20 protein-coding genes are annotated in these 20,765 nt (G+C 57.7%); 9 read left to right on the top strand and 11 right to left on the bottom strand.

Annotated features, from left to right (window positions below; translation table 11 throughout):
- Nucleotides 1–185: 185 nt before the first annotated feature.
- Nucleotides 186–1,751 (top strand): HD domain-containing phosphohydrolase, encoded by a 1,566-nt coding sequence (locus tag GFN93_RS06750; protein ID WP_153499974.1) that lies wholly within the window; start codon nucleotides 186–188, stop codon nucleotides 1,749–1,751.
- Between the two features lie 584 nt (nucleotides 1,752–2,335).
- On the top strand, nucleotides 2,336–3,151 hold the full coding sequence (locus tag GFN93_RS06755) for a M23 family metallopeptidase (protein WP_235901708.1): 816 nt from the start codon (nucleotides 2,336–2,338) through the stop codon (nucleotides 3,149–3,151).
- A 137-nt stretch (nucleotides 3,152–3,288) separates the two neighbouring features.
- Here the strand turns inward: GFN93_RS06755 and GFN93_RS06760 are convergent, their stop codons facing one another.
- Nucleotides 3,289–3,714, bottom strand: a complete 426-nt coding sequence (locus GFN93_RS06760; RefSeq protein ID WP_153499978.1) for an RrF2 family transcriptional regulator — start codon at nucleotides 3,712–3,714, stop codon at nucleotides 3,289–3,291.
- A 90-nt stretch (nucleotides 3,715–3,804) separates the two neighbouring features.
- Here GFN93_RS06760 and hmpA point away from each other — a divergent pair, with 90 nt between their 5' ends.
- Nucleotides 3,805–5,019: an NO-inducible flavohemoprotein gene (gene hmpA / locus GFN93_RS06765; RefSeq protein WP_153499980.1), complete on the top strand. Its 1,215-nt coding sequence runs from the start codon at nucleotides 3,805–3,807 to the stop codon at nucleotides 5,017–5,019.
- Between the two features lie 497 nt (nucleotides 5,020–5,516).
- On the opposite strand, the gene GFN93_RS06770 is transcribed toward hmpA, so the two are convergent.
- Together GFN93_RS06770 and GFN93_RS06775 are read right to left on the bottom strand one after the other, a co-directional pair.
- Nucleotides 5,517–6,746, bottom strand: coding sequence for a GGDEF domain-containing protein (locus GFN93_RS06770; RefSeq protein ID WP_328594354.1), 1,230 nt, complete (start codon nucleotides 6,744–6,746; stop codon nucleotides 5,517–5,519).
- Nucleotides 6,747–6,829: 83 nt separating this feature from the next.
- A complete protein-coding gene (locus GFN93_RS06775) occupies nucleotides 6,830–7,102 on the bottom strand; it encodes an Arc family DNA-binding protein (RefSeq protein WP_153499983.1) in 273 nt (90 codons plus the stop codon).
- Nucleotides 7,103–7,411: 309 nt separating this feature from the next.
- Here GFN93_RS06775 and GFN93_RS06780 point away from each other — a divergent pair, with 309 nt between their 5' ends.
- A complete protein-coding gene (locus GFN93_RS06780) occupies nucleotides 7,412–8,359 on the top strand; it encodes a LysR family transcriptional regulator (protein WP_153499985.1) in 948 nt (315 codons plus the stop codon).
- Between the two features lie 111 nt (nucleotides 8,360–8,470).
- On the opposite strand, the gene GFN93_RS06785 is transcribed toward GFN93_RS06780, so the two are convergent.
- Nucleotides 8,471–9,379, bottom strand: coding sequence for a 6-pyruvoyl trahydropterin synthase family protein (locus tag GFN93_RS06785; RefSeq protein ID WP_153499987.1), 909 nt, complete (start codon nucleotides 9,377–9,379; stop codon nucleotides 8,471–8,473).
- Nucleotides 9,380–9,610: 231 nt separating this feature from the next.
- On the opposite strand from GFN93_RS06785, the gene GFN93_RS06790 reads away from it, so the two are divergent.
- A complete protein-coding gene (locus GFN93_RS06790) occupies nucleotides 9,611–9,949 on the top strand; it encodes a histidine triad nucleotide-binding protein (RefSeq protein ID WP_153499989.1) in 339 nt (112 codons plus the stop codon).
- Between the two features lie 36 nt (nucleotides 9,950–9,985).
- Complete coding sequence (locus tag GFN93_RS06795) at nucleotides 9,986–10,579, top strand: acyl carrier protein phosphodiesterase (protein ID WP_153499990.1); 594 nt, start codon at nucleotides 9,986–9,988, stop codon at nucleotides 10,577–10,579.
- On the opposite strand, the gene GFN93_RS06800 is transcribed toward GFN93_RS06795, so the two are convergent.
- The 3 genes from GFN93_RS06800 to GFN93_RS06810 form a co-directional block, all read right to left on the bottom strand.
- A complete protein-coding gene (locus GFN93_RS06800; protein WP_153499992.1) occupies nucleotides 10,571–11,875 on the bottom strand; it encodes a sigma-54 dependent transcriptional regulator in 1,305 nt (434 codons plus the stop codon). The two genes, GFN93_RS06795 and GFN93_RS06800, sit on opposite strands and share 9 nt — an antisense overlap.
- A gap of 299 nt (nucleotides 11,876–12,174) precedes the next feature.
- A complete protein-coding gene (locus tag GFN93_RS06805; protein ID WP_153499994.1) occupies nucleotides 12,175–13,008 on the bottom strand; it encodes an SDR family oxidoreductase in 834 nt (277 codons plus the stop codon).
- A gap of 71 nt (nucleotides 13,009–13,079) precedes the next feature.
- Nucleotides 13,080–14,042, bottom strand: a complete 963-nt coding sequence (locus GFN93_RS06810; protein ID WP_153499996.1) for an alpha/beta fold hydrolase — start codon at nucleotides 14,040–14,042, stop codon at nucleotides 13,080–13,082.
- A gap of 27 nt (nucleotides 14,043–14,069) precedes the next feature.
- On the opposite strand from GFN93_RS06810, the gene GFN93_RS06815 reads away from it, so the two are divergent.
- Nucleotides 14,070–14,498 carry a 3D domain-containing protein gene (locus tag GFN93_RS06815; protein WP_153499998.1) on the top strand — a complete coding sequence of 143 codons (429 nt, stop codon included), beginning with the start codon at nucleotides 14,070–14,072 and terminating at the stop codon, nucleotides 14,496–14,498.
- Nucleotides 14,499–14,646: 148 nt separating this feature from the next.
- On the opposite strand, the gene GFN93_RS06820 is transcribed toward GFN93_RS06815, so the two are convergent.
- Genes GFN93_RS06820 through GFN93_RS06830 form a run of 3 tightly spaced genes read right to left on the bottom strand, consistent with a single transcriptional unit; the run spans nucleotide 14,647 to nucleotide 17,772 of the window.
- Nucleotides 14,647–15,402, bottom strand: a complete 756-nt coding sequence (locus tag GFN93_RS06820; protein WP_153499999.1) for an SDR family oxidoreductase — start codon at nucleotides 15,400–15,402, stop codon at nucleotides 14,647–14,649.
- On the bottom strand, nucleotides 15,399–16,331 hold the full coding sequence (locus GFN93_RS06825) for an alpha/beta hydrolase (RefSeq protein ID WP_153500001.1): 933 nt from the start codon (nucleotides 16,329–16,331) through the stop codon (nucleotides 15,399–15,401). The genes GFN93_RS06820 and GFN93_RS06825 overlap by 4 nt, the downstream gene beginning before the upstream one ends.
- Nucleotides 16,315–17,772: a flavin-containing monooxygenase gene (locus tag GFN93_RS06830; RefSeq protein WP_153500003.1), complete on the bottom strand. Its 1,458-nt coding sequence runs from the start codon at nucleotides 17,770–17,772 to the stop codon at nucleotides 16,315–16,317. The genes GFN93_RS06825 and GFN93_RS06830 overlap by 17 nt, the downstream gene beginning before the upstream one ends.
- Nucleotides 17,773–17,873: 101 nt before the next feature.
- Here GFN93_RS06830 and GFN93_RS06835 point away from each other — a divergent pair, with 101 nt between their 5' ends.
- On the top strand, nucleotides 17,874–18,875 hold the full coding sequence (locus GFN93_RS06835; protein ID WP_153500004.1) for an AraC family transcriptional regulator: 1,002 nt from the start codon (nucleotides 17,874–17,876) through the stop codon (nucleotides 18,873–18,875).
- 11 nt (nucleotides 18,876–18,886) lie between these two features.
- Here the strand turns inward: GFN93_RS06835 and GFN93_RS06840 are convergent, their stop codons facing one another.
- Nucleotides 18,887–19,348: an LEA type 2 family protein gene (locus tag GFN93_RS06840; protein ID WP_153500006.1), complete on the bottom strand. Its 462-nt coding sequence runs from the start codon at nucleotides 19,346–19,348 to the stop codon at nucleotides 18,887–18,889.
- A gap of 507 nt (nucleotides 19,349–19,855) precedes the next feature.
- Here GFN93_RS06840 and GFN93_RS06845 point away from each other — a divergent pair.
- Nucleotides 19,856–20,353, top strand: a complete 498-nt coding sequence (locus GFN93_RS06845; RefSeq protein ID WP_153500007.1) for a hypothetical protein — start codon at nucleotides 19,856–19,858, stop codon at nucleotides 20,351–20,353.
- Nucleotides 20,354–20,765: the final 412 nt, after the last annotated feature.

Here is a 20,765-nt window from a genome sequence, read left to right on the forward strand (position 1 = left end):
TGGTTGGCTCAGAACCGGAGGATGGTAGGGGCTGTTGGGCTTTCATTCAAGGTATGAGCGGCTTTGAGCCGGGTCAGCAACGGATTATCGGACGTACGGCGGCATATATGCAGGAAAGGTTTCCCGGGGAATCCTCCCGGCCTATCCTTGTCTGAGATGGACATCACAATTGGAGCCGGACGCTCATGACCACACTCATACCCGACACCGACATCCGTGAAGGCAAGGAAGTGTTGCCACGGTTGCTGCGGGTTGCCCAGCATCTCAGCGAGCAGCGCGATGTGCCGCGGCTGATGGATGCACTGCTGCGCGAAGCCCGATTCCTGTGCAACGCGGATTCCGGCTGGGTCTGGCTGTATCGGGATAGCCCCGAGGGAGAAGGGCTGTTTTGTCTGTGCGCGGCCACTGCGGGGAGTGCGGTGCGGGAAAATCCCGCCCTGTTTCGTTCCCTGGAGGGTGGGGGGCTGGTGGAAACCTGCTTTGCCGATGGCGAGCCGATGACGGTGGTGCTGGCGGATCAGAATCTGCCGGATGACGATCAGGCGCTGCTGGCGGAACTGGCCCCTGAGTGTCTCGCCTCCCAGCTATGGCCGCTCTATAACCATGAAGGGCGTGTGACAGGCGTCTTGCAGCTGGCCTATCAACGCAAACTCCCCAGCAATCTGCAACGACTGGAAAACGGCCACTTGATCTTTCAGTCATTGCTGACCTATGGGGGCACGGCGCTCAGCAACCTCACTCAGGTGCAGGATCTCAAGGCCCTGCTGGATGCCTTTATCAAGGTGCTGGCCCAGGCCATTGATGCCAAGAGCCCGCATACCAGTGCCCATTGTCAGCGGGTACCTGTCATTACCGAATTGTTGGCCCAGGCGGCCTGCGATGATCAGGAACAGTTTGCCGACTTCAGCCTGGATGAGGATGGCTGGTACGAGTTGCATGTGGCCGCCTGGCTGCACGATTGCGGCAAGCTGGCGACACCGGATTCGGTGCTCGACAAGTCCACCAAGCTGCATACCTTGCATGATCGTATTGACGAAGTGGCCAGCCGTTTTGCCGCGCTGCGCGCGGAAATCTGTTTTCGTTATGAGCGGGATTGTCTTATAACGCCCCAGCTGGAGCCTTCTCTGCGCGAGCGCATGGAGCAGGAGATAGATGCGTTGACCGGCGATCTGACCTTTCTGGAGCGGATCAACCGGGGCGGTGAGGCCATGGCCGCAGAAGACCAGCAGCGGGTGCGGGATATTGCGGCCTGCCGCTGGACGGATGCCTGGGGGCAGAGCAAGCCGCTGCTGACCGACGACGAGGTTTATAACCTGTGCATTCCCCGCGGTACCCTGACGCCGGAAGAGCGGCAAGTGATCAACGGCCACATGGATGTGACGCTGGATATGCTCGGCTCCTTGCCTTTCCCGCCCAAACTTCGCCAGGTGCCCGAGTACGCTGGCGGGCATCATGAGAAGATGGATGGCAGCGGGTTTCCGCTGGGACTGACCCGTGACCAGATGTCGATCCCGGCGCGGATCATGGCGATTGCGGATATCTTCGAGGCGCTCACCGCCAAGGAGCGTCCCTACAAGACGCCACTGAAGCTGAGTGAGGCGCTGGTTATCATGCAGCGTATGCGCGATAACGATCACCTCGACCCGGATCTGTACCGGCTGTTCATCCGCTCACGGGTGTGGCGGGAATACGGTGAGCGGCATCTTGATCCGGTTCAGCTGGATGTGGAGGACGCCTCGGCGTTTGAGTGACGAGCTACAAGCTACAAGCTACAAGCTACAAGCTACAAGCTACAAGCTACAAGCTACAAGCTACAAGCTACAAGCTACGCTTGATTGGAAAGAAAAACCCATAAAAGTTCCCGGGTTTTTGGTTAATGGAAACGCCTTCCAAATCGTCGAGTTCGGCGACTCGCAGGATCTGATGCCGCTGTAGGAGCTATGCTTGCATGGCGATCCTCGTCTCAGCGAGGTGAGGATTCCAGAGCGTATGTAAACTGCCTTCCCTGTAGGAGAGCCAACTTGTTGGCCGAAGGGCTTTCGGTTTTGCATGGCCCGGGCAGAATGTCCCTGTGTGCAGGCACCGCCTCGCCAGGTTTTACGGAGCCGCTATTTACGGAGCCGTTATCCGGTTGCGGCCCTCAATTCTGCCCTCCCACGCTTGTCGGTCTGGCCTGCAGGGATTTATTGTCAGGGCTTGTTGTCGAAACACAAACCTTGGGTGTTGGCGGAGATGATTCGCTGCGCTCATCCCTCCGGGGCCAGCCTGCGGTTGTTCCGCGCTGCGCTGGTGCCCTCACCAATTTCCGCCCCAGAGGCTGGCAGGAGTATCTGGATTGAAGTTTGTCGCAGTGGTGTTTGGCGTGTTGCTAGCGGGTTCGTCACTGGCCAGTGACTGGTTGCTTTCCCTTAATGGTGAGCGAACCCAGGGTTCGTTGCTGCGTGGCCAGGTGGCGCCGGGCGTCAGTGTGGCGCTGGCGGGCAAGCCGGTGCGTACTACTGAAGAGGGATACTTTGCGATTGGTTTTGGCCGCGACGCGGCGCTGGCGCAGACCCTGGAGCTGAAAAAGGGCGAAGAGCGCCAGCAAGTGCCTGTCATTCTCGACAAGCGTGAATACAACATCCAGCGGGTGGAAGGGGTGCCCCAGCGGACGGTTGATCCCCCGCCGGAGGCGGTGCTCAAACGCATCCGGGCAGAGGTGGCGGCCATCAAGAAGGCAAGGGCCAGCGATTCGGATTTGCAGGCGTTTCTCAGCGACTTCCAGTGGCCGTTGACCGGTCGCATCAGTGGGGTCTATGGCAGCCAGCGGGTTTACAACGGTAAGCCCGGTACGCCGCACTACGGTGTGGATGTGGCACGGCCCACCGGCACCGTGGTGGTAGCGCCGGCGGATGCGGTGGTGACGTTGGTGCAGGACGACAATTATTACTCCGGTGGCACCCTGATCATGGATCACGGTTATGGCGTGTCGTCCACCATGATTCATCTCAGTGAAGTACTGGTAAAACCCGGCCAGACCGTGAAGCAGGGTGAGCCGGTGGCCAAGGTGGGTGCCACGGGCCGTGCCACAGGCCCACATCTGGACTGGCGTTTGAACTGGTATGCAGAGCGTTTGGACCCGGTGACGATTGTGCCGCCGATGGAAGAGTAGCCGCGAGTTACGAGTTACGAGTTACGAAAAGAAAAGGCGTCCCGGTTTAATGTATTCCAGGTTTTCGAAACTCGTTTCTCGTAACTCGTGACTGATTTGCTTCGCTCTTAGACGTCGGTCTTACACATAGGGGAGCGCTACCGCCACAACACCTTCAGCTCCCCCCCATTCTTGATCACATCTGCCAGGGTGTAGCCATCCAGCACTTTCAGAAACGCCTGTTGGGCCTGCATGAACATGTTCTTGAGCTTGCAAGCGGGCTCGATGGCGCATTGCGAACCCTCAGCAAAGCATTCCAGTAACTTCAGGTTTTCTGTCTCCCGCACCAGGGTTCCCAGATTGATGGTATCGGCCGCCTGGGCCATCACCAGGCCGCCGCCACGGCCGCGCAGGCTGTTGATGTAGCCCAGTTGGGTAAGGGTCTGTGCCACCTTGGCCACATGATTGGCCGAAATATCATAGCGGCGCGCAATTTCATGCACGGTCATGGGGGCGCTGTCTGGCTGCAGGGAAAGGCAGATCAGGGTGCGCAGGGCGTAATCGGTATGAGTGGTCAACTGCATGTCAGTTTTAGTACTTGTCAGCGCTTAAACAGGTATCTAATATGCCCATTTAAAAGAGGCATGTAAAATACCTATTAAGGAGAAAGCGTAATGCTGAGCGAAAGCCAACTGGCCGTGATCAAGCAAACGGTTCCTGTTCTGCTGGAACATGGCGAGACTCTTACCCGCCATTTCTACCAGCGCATGTTCCGCGAAAATCCCGAGGTGCTGTCCTTCTTTAACCCGGCGCATCAGCATGCCGGTACCCAGCAGCGGGCGCTGGCCGGAGCAATCTGTGCCTACGCACAGAACATCGAAAACCCGGCAGTGCTGGCGGATGCGGTGGAGCTGATCGCCCAGAAGCACGTGTCCTTGCAGATTCTCGCCGAGCATTACCCCATCGTTGGTGCCAACCTGCTGGCGGCAATTCAGGAAGTGTTGGGTGAGGGCGCAACTGATGCTGTGATTGATGCCTGGGAAGCGGCCTACGGGATGCTGGCGGATATCCTGATTGCCCGCGAGGCGGAGATCTATACGGCGCAACAGCAGACGTTTGGCTGGAACGGCTTTCGTCGATTTGTGGTGGCACGGCGTGAGCCTGCCAGTGACAACATTGAGTCTTTCTACTTGCGTCCGGAAGATGGGCAGCCGCTGCCAGCGAATCAACCGGGTCAGTACATTACCGTGCGGGTCGCGCCTGATGGTGGCGAGCCGGTGATGCGTAATTACAGCCTGTCCGGTAATCATGATCCGGAGATGTTTCGCATCAGTGTGAAGAAAGAGACGGGTAATGGCGAAGCGGTGCCGCAGGGGGTCGTGTCAGCATTCCTTCATGATCAGACTGGCGAAGGCGATATCGTTGAGTTGGCTCCGCCTTGCGGCGAGTTCACGTTGCAGCCGGCGCCATCGGATGATGTGCCGCTGGTGTTCATTGCCGGAGGAGTAGGGATTACGCCGTTGATGGCCATGCTGCATAGCGCTCTCGAACAACAGGCTGGCCGCGAGGTGATCTTTATCCAGTGCGCCCGCAACAGCGCGGAGCGGCCGTTCGTGGAAGAGCTCAACAGCCTGAACGGGATGCATGACAATCTCCACTGCCATGTGCGCCTGAGTGAGGCTTCGGCCGAAGACGAAGGCTTCGACAGCGAAGGCTTTGTGGATGGTGAGCTGCTGGATACGCTGGTGGGTGATCGCCGAGCCCAATACTACTTCTGCGGACCGGCCCCGATGATGCGTGCGGTCAACCAGATGCTGCTGTCCCGCGGTGTGGGCGCTGAGGATATCCACTTCGAGTTCTTCGGGCCGAAGGAGGATATGGCGGCCTGAGGCTACGAGCTGCGCTCGATTGGAAAGAAAAACCCATAAAAGTTCCCGGGTTTTTGGTTAATGGAAACGCCTTCCAACTCGTTGAGTTCGGCGACTCGCAGGATCTGATGCCGCTGTAGGAGCTATGCTTGCATGGCGATCCTCGTCTCAGCGAGGTAAGGATTCCAGAGCGGACGTAAACCGCTCTGTTTCTGTAGGAACGAGTAACGCAAGCAGGGCGGCCCCGAAGGGGGGAGCGCAGCGAATACAGCCAACCCGTTGGCCGAAGGGCTTTCAGGTTGGTACTGCCTCTGCAGAATGGCCCAGGCCCAATTCGGCCAACAAGCTGGTTCTCCTGCAGAGCCTCGCTATCGCTCGGTTCGCCATGCAAGCATGGCTCCCACAGCAGCAATGGCGAGTGTTTACCGATGCAAAAAGGCCCGCCCGGTTTTCCGGGCGGGCCTTTTTGTGTCAGGTGTCAGGTGTCAGGCGTCAGGCGTCAGGCGTGCTGCGTCGCTCTACGTCAGCATCTCCACCATGCCCTGGGTGTTCATCATGGCGACCCGGTTACGGCCTGCGCCCTTGGCTTGATAGAGCGCTTCATCCGCCTGCTTGAGCAGGGCCGCGCCGTTCTCGGCGCCGCCGTCGGAACAGGCTACGCCAATACTGATGGTGACCACTTGATTGACCCGGGAGCCGCTATGCGGGAGGCCGAGCTGCTCCACCCGGTTGCGCATGCGCTCGGCAAATACCAGTGCATCGTTGAAGCTGGAGTCAGTGAGTACGATCACGAACTCCTCACCGCCATAGCGGGCAGCAAAGTCTTTCTCCGCCTGCACCATGGATAGTGGCACGCCGGACACTTTTTTCAGGCACTCGTCGCCTGCCGGGTGGCCATAGGTGTCGTTGTATTGCTTGAAAAAATCAATATCGAACAGCAGCAGGTTGATGCGTTCGGGAGCATCCGGGCTTTGCTGCTTGAGCAGGTGATAGAGGTGATTCAGGCGGGCCTCCATGCCGCGCCGGTTGATGCAGCCGGTCATGCCATCCACGGTGGCCTGGCTTTCCAGTATCTGGTTGGCGGAGTGCAGTTCATCCCGGTGTTGGTAAAGCACATGCTCTGACAGGAAGTGCTTGCGCAGCAGTTTTTCATAAACGTACTGGCCAAACAGGCTCATGCTGATGAAGGCCAGACTGAGCAAGGTGAGCGTCAGGTGTTCATAGGGTGAATATTCCCTGGCAAAGAACAGCCCGGTAATCATGGCTCCGGTCATCACCACGGTGCTGATCATGGTGCTGTGCAGAGGGAGTCTGAACAGCGTGCTGATCATCACCACGGAGAGCGGTGTCTGCAGAAAGAATACGTAGGATAGTGGGTGATCGATCACAACCCCGAGATAAATACCCGAGAACGACAGGGTGAAAGCTAGCAGCAGCAATGCCGGCGGTAGCCAGTCGCGCCAGCGGGGCTGATGGCAGAGCGCCAGACAGCCACCAGTGACCATCAATGAAAACAGGCGCGGGCGCCAGGTCTGCATCAGAATCTCTGTCCCGATCAGAGACTCCAGCAGCATGGCGCAAACCAACAGTATGGCAATCAGAAGCAGGGCGCCGGAAGCGACGCCTGCGGCACTGTTTCGGGAATAAAAGCGGAAATCCTGCTCCAGTGGTGAGGGCAGGCGAAGATGCCAGGGCAGGCTAATGTCATTGCCTGACGGAAGTGGGCTATGGGTCTGGTTAGCAGTCACGCCGGTTATGGCTCCCTGGTTCCTTGAAAAGGCCGGTCTTCCTTTAAGTATCAACCGGCCCTGAACCTCTTATTGTAGGGAGACTAGTCCAGCAGAGCCAACAGGGCCTGCTGTTTGGCGGGTGAGAGGCGACGGAAGCGTTCCAGCAAGTAGGCTTCTTCGTTGCCATCCGGTACTGCCGCTGCTCCCTGTGGCAGGGCCTCGGGCCAATTGCCCAGACTATGTTGCAGCCGGGCAATGATTTCTGCATTCATGCTGCGGTGACTAAACCGGGCCGCTTCTGAGACTTCTGCACGCATTCCGCAAGGAAAACGCACCACGAACTTCTCGGCTCGCGTGGTGACGTTACTGGTCATAATTACCTCTGATGCACTTCCTGCAAACTGAATCCGGATGGCGATTGCGGCTCGCACGGATTCGACAACACGGCAGAAAGGTTAGTGAACAGGGATGAACAAGTGTCACCTTACGCATTTTTATGCCTTCAGGCGATACTGGCAGGTTGCCATTAATGTCAATTAGCGACCTTGTTAACACTGTTTGCGCAAACCAATTTTGTTGTTTGGTTTTTCAGTGCCGGGAATGTGATGCGAGGCACATTAGGAGTGGACTTGGCGCGGTGCTAGAATTCGCGTATCGATGACAACCTTGCGGCCATTCCATTGATGAATATTGCGTCTGCGGATCTCAATCTGCTCAAGTATCTGGATGTACTGTTGCGCGAGCAGAATGTCACTCGTGCCGCGGAGCAGCTGGGGATTACCCAACCCGCCATGAGTAATTCATTGAAGCGGTTGCGGGAGCTGTTTGGGGACCCGCTGTTGATTCGTACCAGTGATGGTATGACCGCCACGGAGCGTGCTCAGGAATTACGCCCGCTGGTGCGGCAGATCCTCGCACAGACGGAACAGCTTTTTACCCCCGAGGACGGCTTTCGTCCGGAAGAAAGTCGCCGGGTGTTCCGGATCATGACCAGTGACTATGCGGAAGGTACCCTGGTGCCGCATATCGTTCGCCGGCTGCGTGCGGAAGCGCCCAATGTGGTGCTGGATTTCCTGACGCCCTCGGATGTGAGTTACCAGGACATGGAGCAGGGCCGGGTGGATATGGCGGTGAACCGCTTTAATGAAATTCCCGGCTCGTTCCACCAGGTCAGCCTGTGGAAGGATTCCTTTTCCTGTCTGCTTAACCGGGATAACCCGATCGCCAAGGATTTTGATCTGGACAGTTACCTGTCTGCACAGCACATCTGGGTATCGAAGACCGGTTTCGGTGTGGGTTTTGGCATGAATCCCGAGAAGTTGGGCGGTCTGGGCTGGATTGACCATGCGCTGGAACAGCTGGGCAAAAGCCGCAAGATCAGTATCTTTACCCGCCATTACCAAATGCCGGCACTGTTGGCCATGAACAACGATCTGGTCGCCACGCTGCCCTCCCGGGTGGCGCGCATGCAGGCTCAGAATCCCCGTCTTCTGATCAAGAAACCGCCGTTTGATATTCCCGAGTTCGAGCTGAAGATGGCCTGGTCATCGCTGCTGCATCACAACGTGGCCCACCGCTGGCTCCGCCGGCTGATTCAGGAAGAGGCAGAACGGATTCTGGACGAGGAATAAAGGCCGTGACGCGTTTCGAGTAGCGAGTTCCGACAACCCCAACCAACCAACCAACCAACCAGGTGGGTGGTCTGGTTGAGGTTTTCGCAACTCGAAACGCGGTACTCGTTACTAGATTGCCGCCGCGCCACTCAGCCAGCCGGAATGCGTTTTCCCGGGCATGTCTTCGCCAGCTTCGGCGATGGCGCCTTTGCCAACCCCTTCAAAGGCTCGCACACGGAAGTGCTTGCCGGGGGCTTCGAGAGCCAGCTGCTCGGCAATATGTGCGGCCAGTTGCTCCACTGTGGAATCGGTGTCGATCAGATAGCAATGATCTTCGGGAATCACCAGTTCGAAGTGTCCCTGGGGTGCATCGTAGCGGAAGCGATGGTGGGGAATCTCGTCGATAAAGTAAGTGCCTTCCAGGTCTTCCCGGGTGCCGAGGTAGATGTCTTCCCAGCGGTCCGCCCAAAGCTTTTCCCAGTAGCGGCTGCGTCGGCCGTTCTCGAAGATATGGATGTTGGAGCGGTGGCCGTGAGCGATGCGCTGACAGTTGCCATCGTGCTTCTTCAATCCGTGGGAGTAATGGTAGTAGGGTGCGGTGCCGGTATCTTCCTCGCGAAGAATAATGCGCACCTCGTGCACATTATCTGGCACAACGCTTTGCACCAGTTCCATCAGGTGCAGCGTGAGACTGGCCTTGGAAACCTCCGTGCCGGGCATCAACAGCAGGCTCTCGCTGGGAACGACCATGCGAATGGTGCCGCCCCGGTAGACCCATTCCAGGCTGGTGTCATTGTCGCGTTCAACTACGCTGGCCTGGTCACAATCCACAGGCACCAGCAAGCGGTGATCGACCCTGTCGTCGATGGCTTCCTTGATGCGCTTCTTGATGTGGCCAAAATCAAACACCATGCCCTGGTTATCCAGATCCCCGCTCAGTTCGAGATCCACCAGCCAGGATTCGCCCACCATGCCGCGCTTGGGGTGCAGGTAGGAAAAGTCGGCGACGGTCAAATTTTCAACAAAGAGTGTGGCCATGCTGTTCCGGTTGATCAAAAGTGGGTTCAGAGAGCACTATAATGCCACCATTCTGACCCGCCGTAAGGCGAACGTCACCGTATACGGGTGAAATTGGTGCAATTTCGCGTGAGCTGTGAACCGGGCCACAAACTATAGCCAGGAAAGTGCACATCCTGAGAGGCCCTCACGGGTTTCCTGCACCCATTCGCGCTACCCATGACGGTGCCTAGCCCAGGAGCCAATATCCTCATGTCTGTCACCCTGTTCTCCAAGATTATCGACCGTGAAATCCCCGCAGATATCATTTTTGAGGACGACCAGTGTCTGGCCTTCCGTGATATCAACCCGCAGGCACCGACCCATTTTCTGGTCATACCCAAGAAACCCATCCCCAAGCTGTCTGATGCCGTGGCTGAAGATCAGGCTCTGCTCGGACACCTTCTGCTGGTGGCCAGTCAGGTGGCCAAACAGGAAGGCCTGGACGATTTTCGGCTGAACGTGAACAACGGCGCGGGGGCCAGTCAGACGGTCTTCCACCTGCACGTTCACGTGCTGGGTGGTCGTCCGTTCAGTTGGCCTCCGGGCTGATGGCCCGGCGTTCTGCCCGGCGGCAGAGCGCTCCCCATGAATTATCTGGCCCACCTCACGCTGGCACAGCCTTTCGCACCCTCCAAGGTGGGTAATGTGCTGGGCGATTTCATGCGTGGGGTGGAAGTGGCTGGCCTGTCTGAGCCCGTTCGGCTGGGGCTCGATAATCATCGCCTGGTGGACCGTTTCACTGACTCCCATGACTGGGTGCGGGCTCAGCGCGCGAAGTTTTCGCCGGCCCGCCGCCGCTTTGCAGGCGTTGCCCTGGATGTGTTGTTTGACCATTTCCTGTGGCATCACTGGTCATCGTTCTATGCCTCGCCGCGAGGAGACACCATTGCGCTGCATTACCGCCATCTGCAGGCCGGCGATGCGCTAATGCCGCCCGTTATGCGGCAACGTATGCAGCGTATGGCAGAGTTTGATCTACTCAACCGCTACGTGGAGTTGAGGCAGGTCGGCCAGGCGCTGGACATGATTGCCGGCCGGATCCGTTTTGCCAATCGCTTCACTGGTATCGTCGAGGAAATCGTTCCTTTCTATGAAGAGCTGGAGGAAGGTTTTCTGGTGTTCTATCCCCAGCTGCAGCACGCCGTGGCCCAAGCCGCGCTGGAAGCGCAATCAGGGTAAGGGGATGTGATGCTTTTCAATCAACCGGTAGAGGCTTGAGCGGCTGATCTTCAAGCGATCTGCGGCTTCCTGCACATTATTCTGACAGTCCTTGAGGCACTGACGGATATAGTGGCTTTCCTGGCGGTTACGATATTGGGTCAGGGTCTGGGTGGCGGGCTCGGATTGATCGCAGGGGCTCAGGCCCAGATCCTCATCGCGAATGATGCCATGCCGATTATTCACGGCGGCACGCAACAGGCAATTGCGCAGTTCTCTTACATTGCCGGGGAAGTCGTGGGCCATTAATGCATCCAGTGCGGAACGGTCCAACACAACCTGTGGCTCATGCTGGTTGAGAAAATGTTCGGCTAATACCGGGATGTCTTCCCGGTGTGTTCGTAGTGACGGCAGATTCAGGCCGAGTACATTCAGGCGGTGAAACAGATCCAGTCGGAAATTCCCGGCCGCCACTTCTTCATCCAGATTGTGATTGCTGGCACAGATGATACGCACGTCGGAAAGCTGTTCGTGGCTGCCGCCCAATGGGGTGTAGAGATTGGACTCCAGAAAACGCAGCAGGGTGGCCTGGCTGGTTTGTGACAGGTCACCAATCTCATCAAGAAAAAGGGTGCCGCCTTCTGCAACATGAATCTTGCCCTGATGCCTTCTGCTGGCGCCGGCAAAGGCCCCTTTTTCAAAACCGAAAAGCTCAATGGAAAACTGGTTGTCGGGGATGGCAGCGCAGTTCAGCGCAATGAACGGTTGATCTCGGCGAGACGAATGTTGATGAACCCACTGCGCGGCACACTCTTTCCCGGTGCCGCTTTCCCCCTGTAATAACACCGGTAACTCGGTGCGGCCATAGATGGACAGTTTGTGGCGCAGTTCCGTCATGGCTGTGGAGCTACCGAGAATCAGTGGTGGGGTAGTGAGTTGCTCAATTCGGGGGCGGCTTTCGGAAAGCAATCGTTCCAGCGACTGGGCAAAGCGTTGGGTGGGCACCGTGTCTTCGCAGTAATCGTGAAAGGTGTTGCGGATCAACGTCTGGATCTTCTCACAGGCGAGCGCCTGTTTGCTGCACAAGGCAATGTAACTACCTTCCTGAAGTTGATGGCTCACGGCATTGAGCGCATCAAACTGATTGGGTGCAGGGATATGGATAATGCCCACATCGGGCCACTGCGAGGGATCAAGGGCATCCAGTTTCTGGACAACAAGCTGCCAGCCCTGCGCGGCAAGGCGCTGGGGCAAGGCAAGCTTCGAATCCTGATTATCCACAATCAGGACCCTGAGTGTTGGATGGTCCAGACTCACGGCAATCCCTTCCGTGATGGTTTAAGAAGTACCCTCTTGGTGTGGCCTCGTATTGCCTTGCCTGTCGGGTTTTTCCTTCAGGCATCCTGTCTGAAGGCGGGGTATGCAAGACACAACGCTGAGGCACCCTCGTTCTAACTCTAGCGCTGTTTCTCCCCTCCGGCCAATGCACATTGCAACGTTGCGTAGCCGTTGCGTTACGGTGATTAACGGAGCAAATGGGAAAAAAGTCTTAGAGGAGGGGGCAGGTGAGTGCGAACAACCCTGAAGCAGGGTTGTTCGTTCCGGCAGGCTGGCGATCAAAGCGCTGGCAGGTCCAGCTCCGCCATGGTGTCGTAGTACAGGGTTTCCGCCAGCTTCGAGTTTCGGGCCAGCGGGGAGCGCATGGCGGGTTTGAAGTTGGCAAAGTACTCGCCGCTCACATCGGCGTACTGAGGATCCAGCGCCAGGCTGACCGGCAGGCGGGCCGCTTTTTCCGGGGTGGTCAGCGTGGGACGAATCAGCGCCATGATCGGCTTGGGTACATAGCGGAAGATGGGTGTGTCCACGCCACCCGGGTGCAGGGCATTGCTGGTGATGCCGAGTTCGGCCAGGCGGTCAGCAAGCACGTTGCTGAACAAAATGTTGCCAAGCTTGGATTGTCCGTAGGCATCCATGACCAGATAGGGTTTGCGGCCACGCCAGGTTTTCTTGTTGATGCGCCCGAGCCAGTGAGCCACTGAAGCAACATGCAGGATGCGTGGTTGTTCGCCTTTCTGTAGCAGCGGCAGCATCAGGTGCGTGAACAGTACCGGGGCCAGATAATTGACGCCGAACTGCATTTCGTAGCCATCGTTGGTAAACCCCTGCTTGGTGGGCACTACGCCAGCGTTGTTGATCAGCACATCAATATGATCCAGCTCGCGATAAATCACCGCAGCACTATTACGCACGCTTTCAAGGTCTGACAGGTCCAGGTCAAACAGCCGTACCTTGGCGGAGGGATGCGTATTCTTGATGCGGGCAACGGCTGCCCGCCCCCTGTCCTGGTCGCGACAGGCGAGAATCACCTCGGCACCGCGGCCGGCCAGTTGCTCTGCGGTGCAAAGCCCGATACCGGAATTGCCGCCAGTGATCAGAACCCGTTTGCTCATGGTCATGTCCTCCAGGAAAGAGTGGTACGAGCAGCCCCATTCAGGCTGCTGGATAAGGTTGGCACAGAGTATCAGTCTACGCTTGGCTGTAACGGGCTGGGCGGGCCAATCGTTGATGTGGCAGGGAAGGCATTATGGCTTGAGATGGCATCTTGACGGGGGGCCGCCTTCCGGTGAGCAACGGATTGCTGCTCCACCCAGCGGAGAATGATCTCGCTGGTGGCTTGCCACTGCTTGCCTTGCAGCAGCAGATGGGGGCCCTCGGGGATCGTCTTGTAGGTCAGCTGATCCTGCAGATGATTTCGCAGGGCGAGGATGCCGGCCTCTGGCACACTCCGGTCGTTTTCACCGTAGAGCAGCATCACCGGAACACCGGCCGGGACGAGCGCAGGCGCCTGGTCACTGGCGCTGTCGGCAAGCTGGATCAGCCCCCAGTAGCTGTCCATCCTGACTTTTCTCATTACCCGCTCGTCGTAGGCAAGCCGCTTGGCATTGTCGGGCGTAAGCCGGGGATCGGCTGGATCCCTCTCAACACTGACCCGATAGCCAGGCGCCAGCGCGGCGGCACCGGCGATGGCCACATTCCAGCCGTAGCGCAAACGAATGCCTTCACGCACGGCAGGAGCAGAGAGAATGATCCCGGCGACATCGTCTGGTTGCTCCAGCGCAGCAAGGATAGCCACCGCTCCGCCGAGGCTTTCACCCATCACAAACACAGGCTGGTGATAAACTGATGACAAGTGCTGGATGCGCTTTGCGGCTTCCTGGACAAGTTGTGGTTCGCCGGCCCACCGGCCATCGAACTGACGCTCGCCAAAGCCGGCCTGGTCGTAAGCCTCGAGGTAAATGCCTGCTTTGCTGAAGTACGGACCGACATGATCGAAGGCTGCCGCGTAATCACCAAAACTGTGCAGGGCAAGCACGACAGCCTTGGGACTGTTTTCTGGCGACCACTGACGCAGCGTGGGCGCAAGCGGCTGTTCCGCCGCATTGAATGGGGCGCTGGCGCAAGCATTCAGCAAGAGAGAGAACATAATGACTTTCACGTATCGGAGCATTGAATGACTTTAGCAATACCGCTGCAACGCAAGGTGAATGCCCTTGGGGTCCTGCTGGTTCTGGTGGCCGTCACCTGGGTTGTATCCGTAGGTGAGGCGGGGCCTCCCCCGGTGAAAATGGTCGTCACTGCGACGGCTTATAACTCCGTTCATGGCCAGGGTCAGGGCGATGACCATGCACTGGCAGCATGGGGGGATCGGCTGGAGCCAGGCATGCAGGCCATCGCGGTATCCCGGGATCTGATTCCACTTGGCCTTGGTCACAATGCCGAAGTACAGATTGAAGGTCTGCCGGGCGTCTGGCTGGTTAAAGACAAGATGAACCGGCGCTGGAAGCACAAGATCGATATTTATATGGGGGAGGACGTGCAAGCGGCAAGGGAGTGGGGCAAGCGCAAGGTAACCATTACCTTTGCGGCGCCGGAAGCATAAACCCTATGCTGCTGGTGCCAGCGTGTGTGACCGGCGAGGCGGAAATACCATGAGGCCGCGCCCAGAACAGGGGCGCGGCCTCATGCGTTTCATCGGCGGCAACAAGTACTCGCCAGACAACATATCGCGTTCAATATGTGGCCGTTGTTTACCGGCTCAGGAACCGCATCAGCCGGCGAGTGGTGCCGCCGGGGAGCAGCTTGTTGCCGACCAGCAGGGCCTTGAAGGCTCCCCCCACCGGGTTGTGCACTGCCGTGTTGTGATTGGCTGCGTGCCAAACGGTGGCGGCAATATCCTCGGCATTCAAATTAACGCCCATGCGATCGATTATCGGCGCACGGAAATCAGCGTCGTTCACCATGGGGGTGTTGACGAAAGGCGGCATGACATCCACCACGCGAATGCCCTGGCGGCCCCATTCCACATCGAGGGCTTCTGTCAGTGCCCGCACAGCGAACTTGCTGGCGGAATAGGAAGCAAAGTGAGGCGTGCCGTACATGGCTGAGGCGGAACTCATATTGATGACCACGGCGTTGCGGCTTTCCAGCAGGAACGGGTAAGCCGCCAGGCTCATGTTCATCAATCCAGTCACATTGATATCGATGATGGCTTTGTGACGAGCGGCGCTAATGTTTTCAAACTGGCCCATCTGCAAAATGCCGGCACAGTTGAATAGCACATCCAGTCCACCAGCGGAGGCAAAGTCCCTGGCGGCATGCTGGCAAGCAAGGTCGTCTGTCACATCCAGCGGACGGTACCAGCAACCCTCCAGTTCAGCGGCGGTGGCGCGCAGGGCGGTTTCATTCACGTCAGTGATACCTACCTGCCAGCCGTTTTTGTGAAACAGCCGTGCTGTGGCCAGTCCAATGCCACTGGCGCCGCCAGTAATGAAGATATATCTCATGATTGGGGCTCCTTGCGATGTTGCAGGATAAAGCGGGCGCAGGTCATCAGTGCGTGGTCGGCGTCTGCCAGCACACCAGCGTGCAGTTGAAAATCATGCCAGCGTTGAGGATGAACCTGAAGGCGTGCTGACGTGCCTGCCTGGTTGAGGGCTTCGCACAGGCGCAGGCTGTCATTCAGAAGGATTTCATCACTGCCAGCCTGAATCAGCACCGGAGGCAGACCGCTAAGGTCTCCATAGAGGGGCGAGCACTGCGGCCGTGCCAGATCACTTTGCCCATAGTCTTGCGCAGAGCCCTGGAGCCATTCGCGGCTAAGCATGATGTCCCGGTCGGTGTCGAACAGCTGGGTGAGGGTCAGGTCCACCCAAGGGGAAAACAGAATCACACTGGCGGGGAGCGCAATTTCCTGCTGCTTGATGGCTTGCAGCATGGCCATGGCCAGGCCACCGCCGGCAGAGTCGCCCATGACGGTCAGTGTGTCGGGGTGAACCCCTTCCTCCAGCAATTGCCGGTAGACTGCGACCGCATCCTCGATGGCTGCGGGGCAGGGGTGTTCCGGTGCAAGGCGGTAGTCGGGCACGACCACGCGGGCATTGGCAAAGCGGGCCATATGCGAGGTGATCGCCTTGTGGCTGTCAGGGCTGCCGGCCACATAACCGCCACCGTGCAGGTAGAGCACGGTGGATTGGGCATGCAGGGGCTGGTAGTGGCGGCATGGCACGCCTGCAACAGGAGCATCATGGTCGGCAACGTCCCGCGCGCGCAGCGTGGTCAGGGCCATGATGTCCATCCAGCGGCGCTGTTTGGCAAGGCTTAGCCAGCGTGTTGAGGGCTTGAACAACAGGGCCAATGATGTGCGCAGCAGGCGAGCCAGTAACTGCTGGAAAAAGGATTGGGACCGGCTGACCCGATCAACGAACAAGCTCATAGTCGCTCCAGTTAACCTGACGGGTCAGGCGGCGATAATCAAAGGTAAACCCCGGCCAATTATTGGTGTTCTTGCCGGACTCTGTCTTGTACCAGCTGTGGCAGCCCTTGTCCCACACGGTATCGCGAATCTTGCGCTGCACTTCTTCATTGAAGTGCGACTGGATGTTGGCGCGCACTTCGAGTGCTCGGACGCTGTCATCTTCCATGGCGGCCAGACACTGGCGGATATAGTGAATCTGGCTTTCCAGCATGTAGATGATGGAGTTGTGGCCCAGGTTTGTGTTGGGGCCGTAGAGCATGAACAGATTTGGGAACCCATGCACGGAGATCCCCAGATAGGCCTCGGCGCCCTCGTTCCAGGCCTGATTCAGGTCCTGGCCATGACGGCCGGTGATTTTCATCGGCGTCAGGAAGTCTGTGGCCTGAAAGCCAGTGCCATAAATGATGGCATCGGCGTCGTGATGAACCCCTGCGCTGTCGGTCAGTCCGCTTTCATCTACCGAACGAATGCCTTCATTGATCACGTCCACATTGGATTGTGATAGCGCGGGGTAGTAATCATTGGACATGAGGATGCGCTTGCACCCCATGGGGTAATCCGGGGTGAGTTTTTCGCGCAGGGCCGGATCGGCAATTTGTTTATTCAGGTGGCGCTGGAACAGCCACTCGTAAAACTTCATGGCTTGCTGAAAGGAGGTAAACCCCAATACGCGGGACTCATTGCTGGCATAAATCCGCAGTCGGTCCAGCGTCTGGGTCATGGGCAGCCGTTTCAGCAGCCAGTGCTCAAAGCGGGTATAGGCACGGTCTGGCTTGGCGATAACGTGCGCCGCCGAGCGCTGGAACAGCATGACCTTGCCCGCCTGTTTGGCGACCTCTGGAACAAACTGAATGGCACTGGCGCCGGTGCCGACTACAGCAACAGTCTTGCCGGTGAGGTCCACATCGTGATTCCAGCGTGCGCTGTGAAATTGTGGTCCCTTGAAGTCACCGATACCTGACAGTGGCGGATAGGCTGGCTGGTTGAGCTGGCCGGTGGCGGTGATCAGGGCCTGGCAGGAGAGAGTCTCGCCATTGGTGAGAGTGACCTCCCAGATATTGCTGTCATCCTGGTAGCGAGCTTCGGCCACCTCGGTGTTGAAACGGATGTGCCGGTAGAGATCGTACTTGCGTGCGCAGTGCTGCTGATAGGCAAGAATTTCCTGCTGCGGAGCAAAGCGTCGAGACCAGGGATAATGGCGCTCGAAAGAGAAGGAATAAAGGTGAGAAGGCACGTCGCAGGCGGCGCCGGGATACGTATTGTCGCGCCAGCAACCGCCCACGTCGTCGGCCTTTTCGATGATGAGCAGATTGTCCTGGCCCTGCTCCTTCAAACGGATGGCCATACCCAATCCGCCAAAGCCTGCACCAATAATGATGACCTGATGTGTGGTTTTCATGGCGTATCCATCTCTGTTGTCGTTATGCATACCACTGTAGCGAGACCTAAACGCCATGTTTATGGCATTCTGGGACAGAAAATTGTGGAAAAAGGACAGTGATGACCGCGCTCAGAGCCATTACCAGTGTTCGCCTGCAGGTGGCGTACGCTGCCGAGCAGGGAATCTCCGTTTCCCAGAGCCTGGCCGGCTCTGGACTGGATGCGGGGATGTTGCAGCAAGCGGATGCCACCATCGAGGCGGAACAGGAGTTGGTGGTGATTCGCAACCTGTGCGCGCGATTGGCTGATCCGGTGGTGCATGGCCTTGCCATGGGGCAGCGCTACCATCTCAGCAGCTATGGCGTTTGGGGTTTTGCCCTGCTGAGTAGTCCAACCTTTGGGGATGCGATTCGCCTTGGTCTCCGCTATCTCGGACTGACGTTTGCGTTCCTGGACATTCGTCTGGAGGAAATCGGCGATGAAGCGGTACTGGTGCTGGATGATACGGCGCTGGAGGACTCCGTTCGCCCCTATCTGCTGGCGAGGGATAGCAGTGCGATCATGGTGATACAGGAGGAATTGTTTTCCTTGCGAGTGCCGCTGACCACCCTGAACCTGCGGTTAGCTCCCCATGATCCTGCTGCTTTTGAAGCCGTATTTGGACGTGCACCGGTGTTCTCGGCATCACGCAGCGAAGCGGCGTTCTCGCTGGGGCTGCTGGATATGTTGTTGCCACAGGCCAATCCGGTGACGGCGCGACTTTGCGAGGAGCAATGTCACCAGTTATTGGTGCAGCGTCATTCCCGTGCTGGTGTGGCTGCCCGTTTGCGGCGCCGTTTGCTGCAGCAGCCGGGGCGCTTTCCTGACATGGAAGCGCTGGCCCGTGAGATGCACATGAGTGCCCGCACCCTGCGCCGTCACCTGGCCAAGGAAGGAACCGGTTATCAGGAATTACTGGATGAGGTGAGGCGGATGCTGGCGGAGCAATGGCTTACGCTGGGCATCCTGACGCTTGAGGAAATCAGCGAACGGCTCGGGTACTCGGAACTGTCCAACTTTATCCATGCCTTCCGCCGCTGGACCGGGCAAAGCCCGGCGCGGTTTCGTCGTCAGTTGAAATAAGATGAATGCGGTCAGGGCATGGCAGGCAGTTTCATCTGCCCTTCGCGGTCAAAAGACAAGGGAATGGGCACTCCCGCCACCTTGGCTTTGCCAACCAGTCGGTAGGTGAAGGGCTCACCGGGATTTTGCTGAATTTCCTGTAGCTTCTGCAGGCTTTCCAGCAGGCTGGTAGTGATGGTGGTTCTCACCGTGGCGTCACCCATGGCGGGAAGGGTGACCGTTTCAGCTGTCAGTCCCCGGCCAAACTTTTCCCCATTCACGTAGATCTCGTAGTCCATGCTCTTTAGCGTCAGATCGCGATCATTAGGATTGCGAGCGCGCAGGGTAAGCCCCCATTCCTGTTCAAACAGTGAAACCTTATTGAGATTGATGCCGGCCAAAGACACCTCCGGGGATTCCAGCGAACCCAGCGTCTGACAGCCGGAGAGGAAAAGCGCGGTAACGAACAGACAGGCAGAAATAAGCGTTTTCATTGAGTTTCCGTTTCGTGGAGTACTGACTTTGGAGTTCAGACTAACGGGAAAGGTTCAATGGATGCACGTCAGAAGTTTGATGCTGAGTGACAGACGAAAGGTCAAACCGCGAAACCCGCAGTCGGTTCAGGTCCGTGTCAGGAGAATAAGGCGTTCAGAAGCCAACAGGCGGTTGAACTGGGTTGAAAGGATTTTTCAGTATTGATGAGGTCAGGCGTATGACCTGAGGCGTAGACTAAGTGCATGCCGGACGGCCCGGACTCCTGTCGCGCCACCGCGCCCTTTGCAAGGCGCGCATGGCGCGGCGTATGACCGGGCCGCCGGCACGGAGTCGATAGCAACTATCGACCTTTTGATAATGGTATCAATGCTGCGGTTGTGGCAACCCACATTTGTGGGAATTCTGTATCCCCTGACGAACGGCCAGAGAATCAGGATGAAAGATGACAACGGTCAGCCTGTTACAGGTGTGATAGATTCGGCAAAAATTGTTGTGAGAGATGAGTCATGCGCCGCGTAGCCATAGTGCTTCTGTTACTGGTATTTGCGCCGCTACACAGTGCCGAGCTGGACAAGGATCTGGCGGACTTTAAACGGGATGTGCTGGAAGTGAACAAGCGCCTGCGGCAGCTGGAAGAGGGCCTGTTACTCCCTGCCAATAGCCAGGTAGGTATTTATCTTTCGCTGGATAAGGGGCCGTTTTTTGAGCCTGACAGCATTGTGTTGAAGCTCGATGGTGTGGAAATTGCCAGTCATCTATACAGCCCGAAAGAAGTGAATGCACTCAAAAAGGGCGCTGTTCAGCGCCTGACGTTAATCAGCGTAACCGATGGCCGTCATGTGCTGGAGGCCGAAGTCACAGGGCAGGACAAGAGCGGTGGCGAGATTCGCGAGCAGGTGGTTGGCCAATTCGAGAAAGGTCCTGAACGCCACTTCGTCAAGCTGCAGATAGTCGATGACGGTGATCGGCAGCCTCCCCGTTTTTATTTCCAGGATTGGCGCTGAGCCATGCGATTGCTGCTGGTGTGCCTGGCGTGGTTGTTGGTCTCGCCTGTACAGGGAAACCCGGAGCGCGATAGTCAGTGGCATGGGACGGCCTATGGGGAGGTGGCATTCCTGGCCCGGCAGGACGACTATTTTGCTGCGTTGACTCGGGCATTGATGGCCGTTGAGCGTGGCGAAGTGAAGCAACATCCAGCGGATCTCCAGGCCCTGATGGGCGAGATGTATGCCGCCTACGGGATGACTGAAGCGGCTGAACGTGCGCTTGAGAGCACGCTTGGTGCGCGGGTAAATGAGGCGGTTATCCGACAGGCGTGGTTGCAGTTGGTTCTCCAGTATTATCGTCAGCGCGACTATGAGTCTGCGTGGCGAATCCTGGAGAAACAGATGAGGTCTCCCGCTGCAGCCTGGGGGG

Source organism: Alcanivorax sediminis (genome assembly GCF_009601165.1).
Taxonomy (GTDB): Bacteria; Pseudomonadota; Gammaproteobacteria; order Pseudomonadales; family Alcanivoracaceae; genus Alcanivorax; species Alcanivorax sediminis.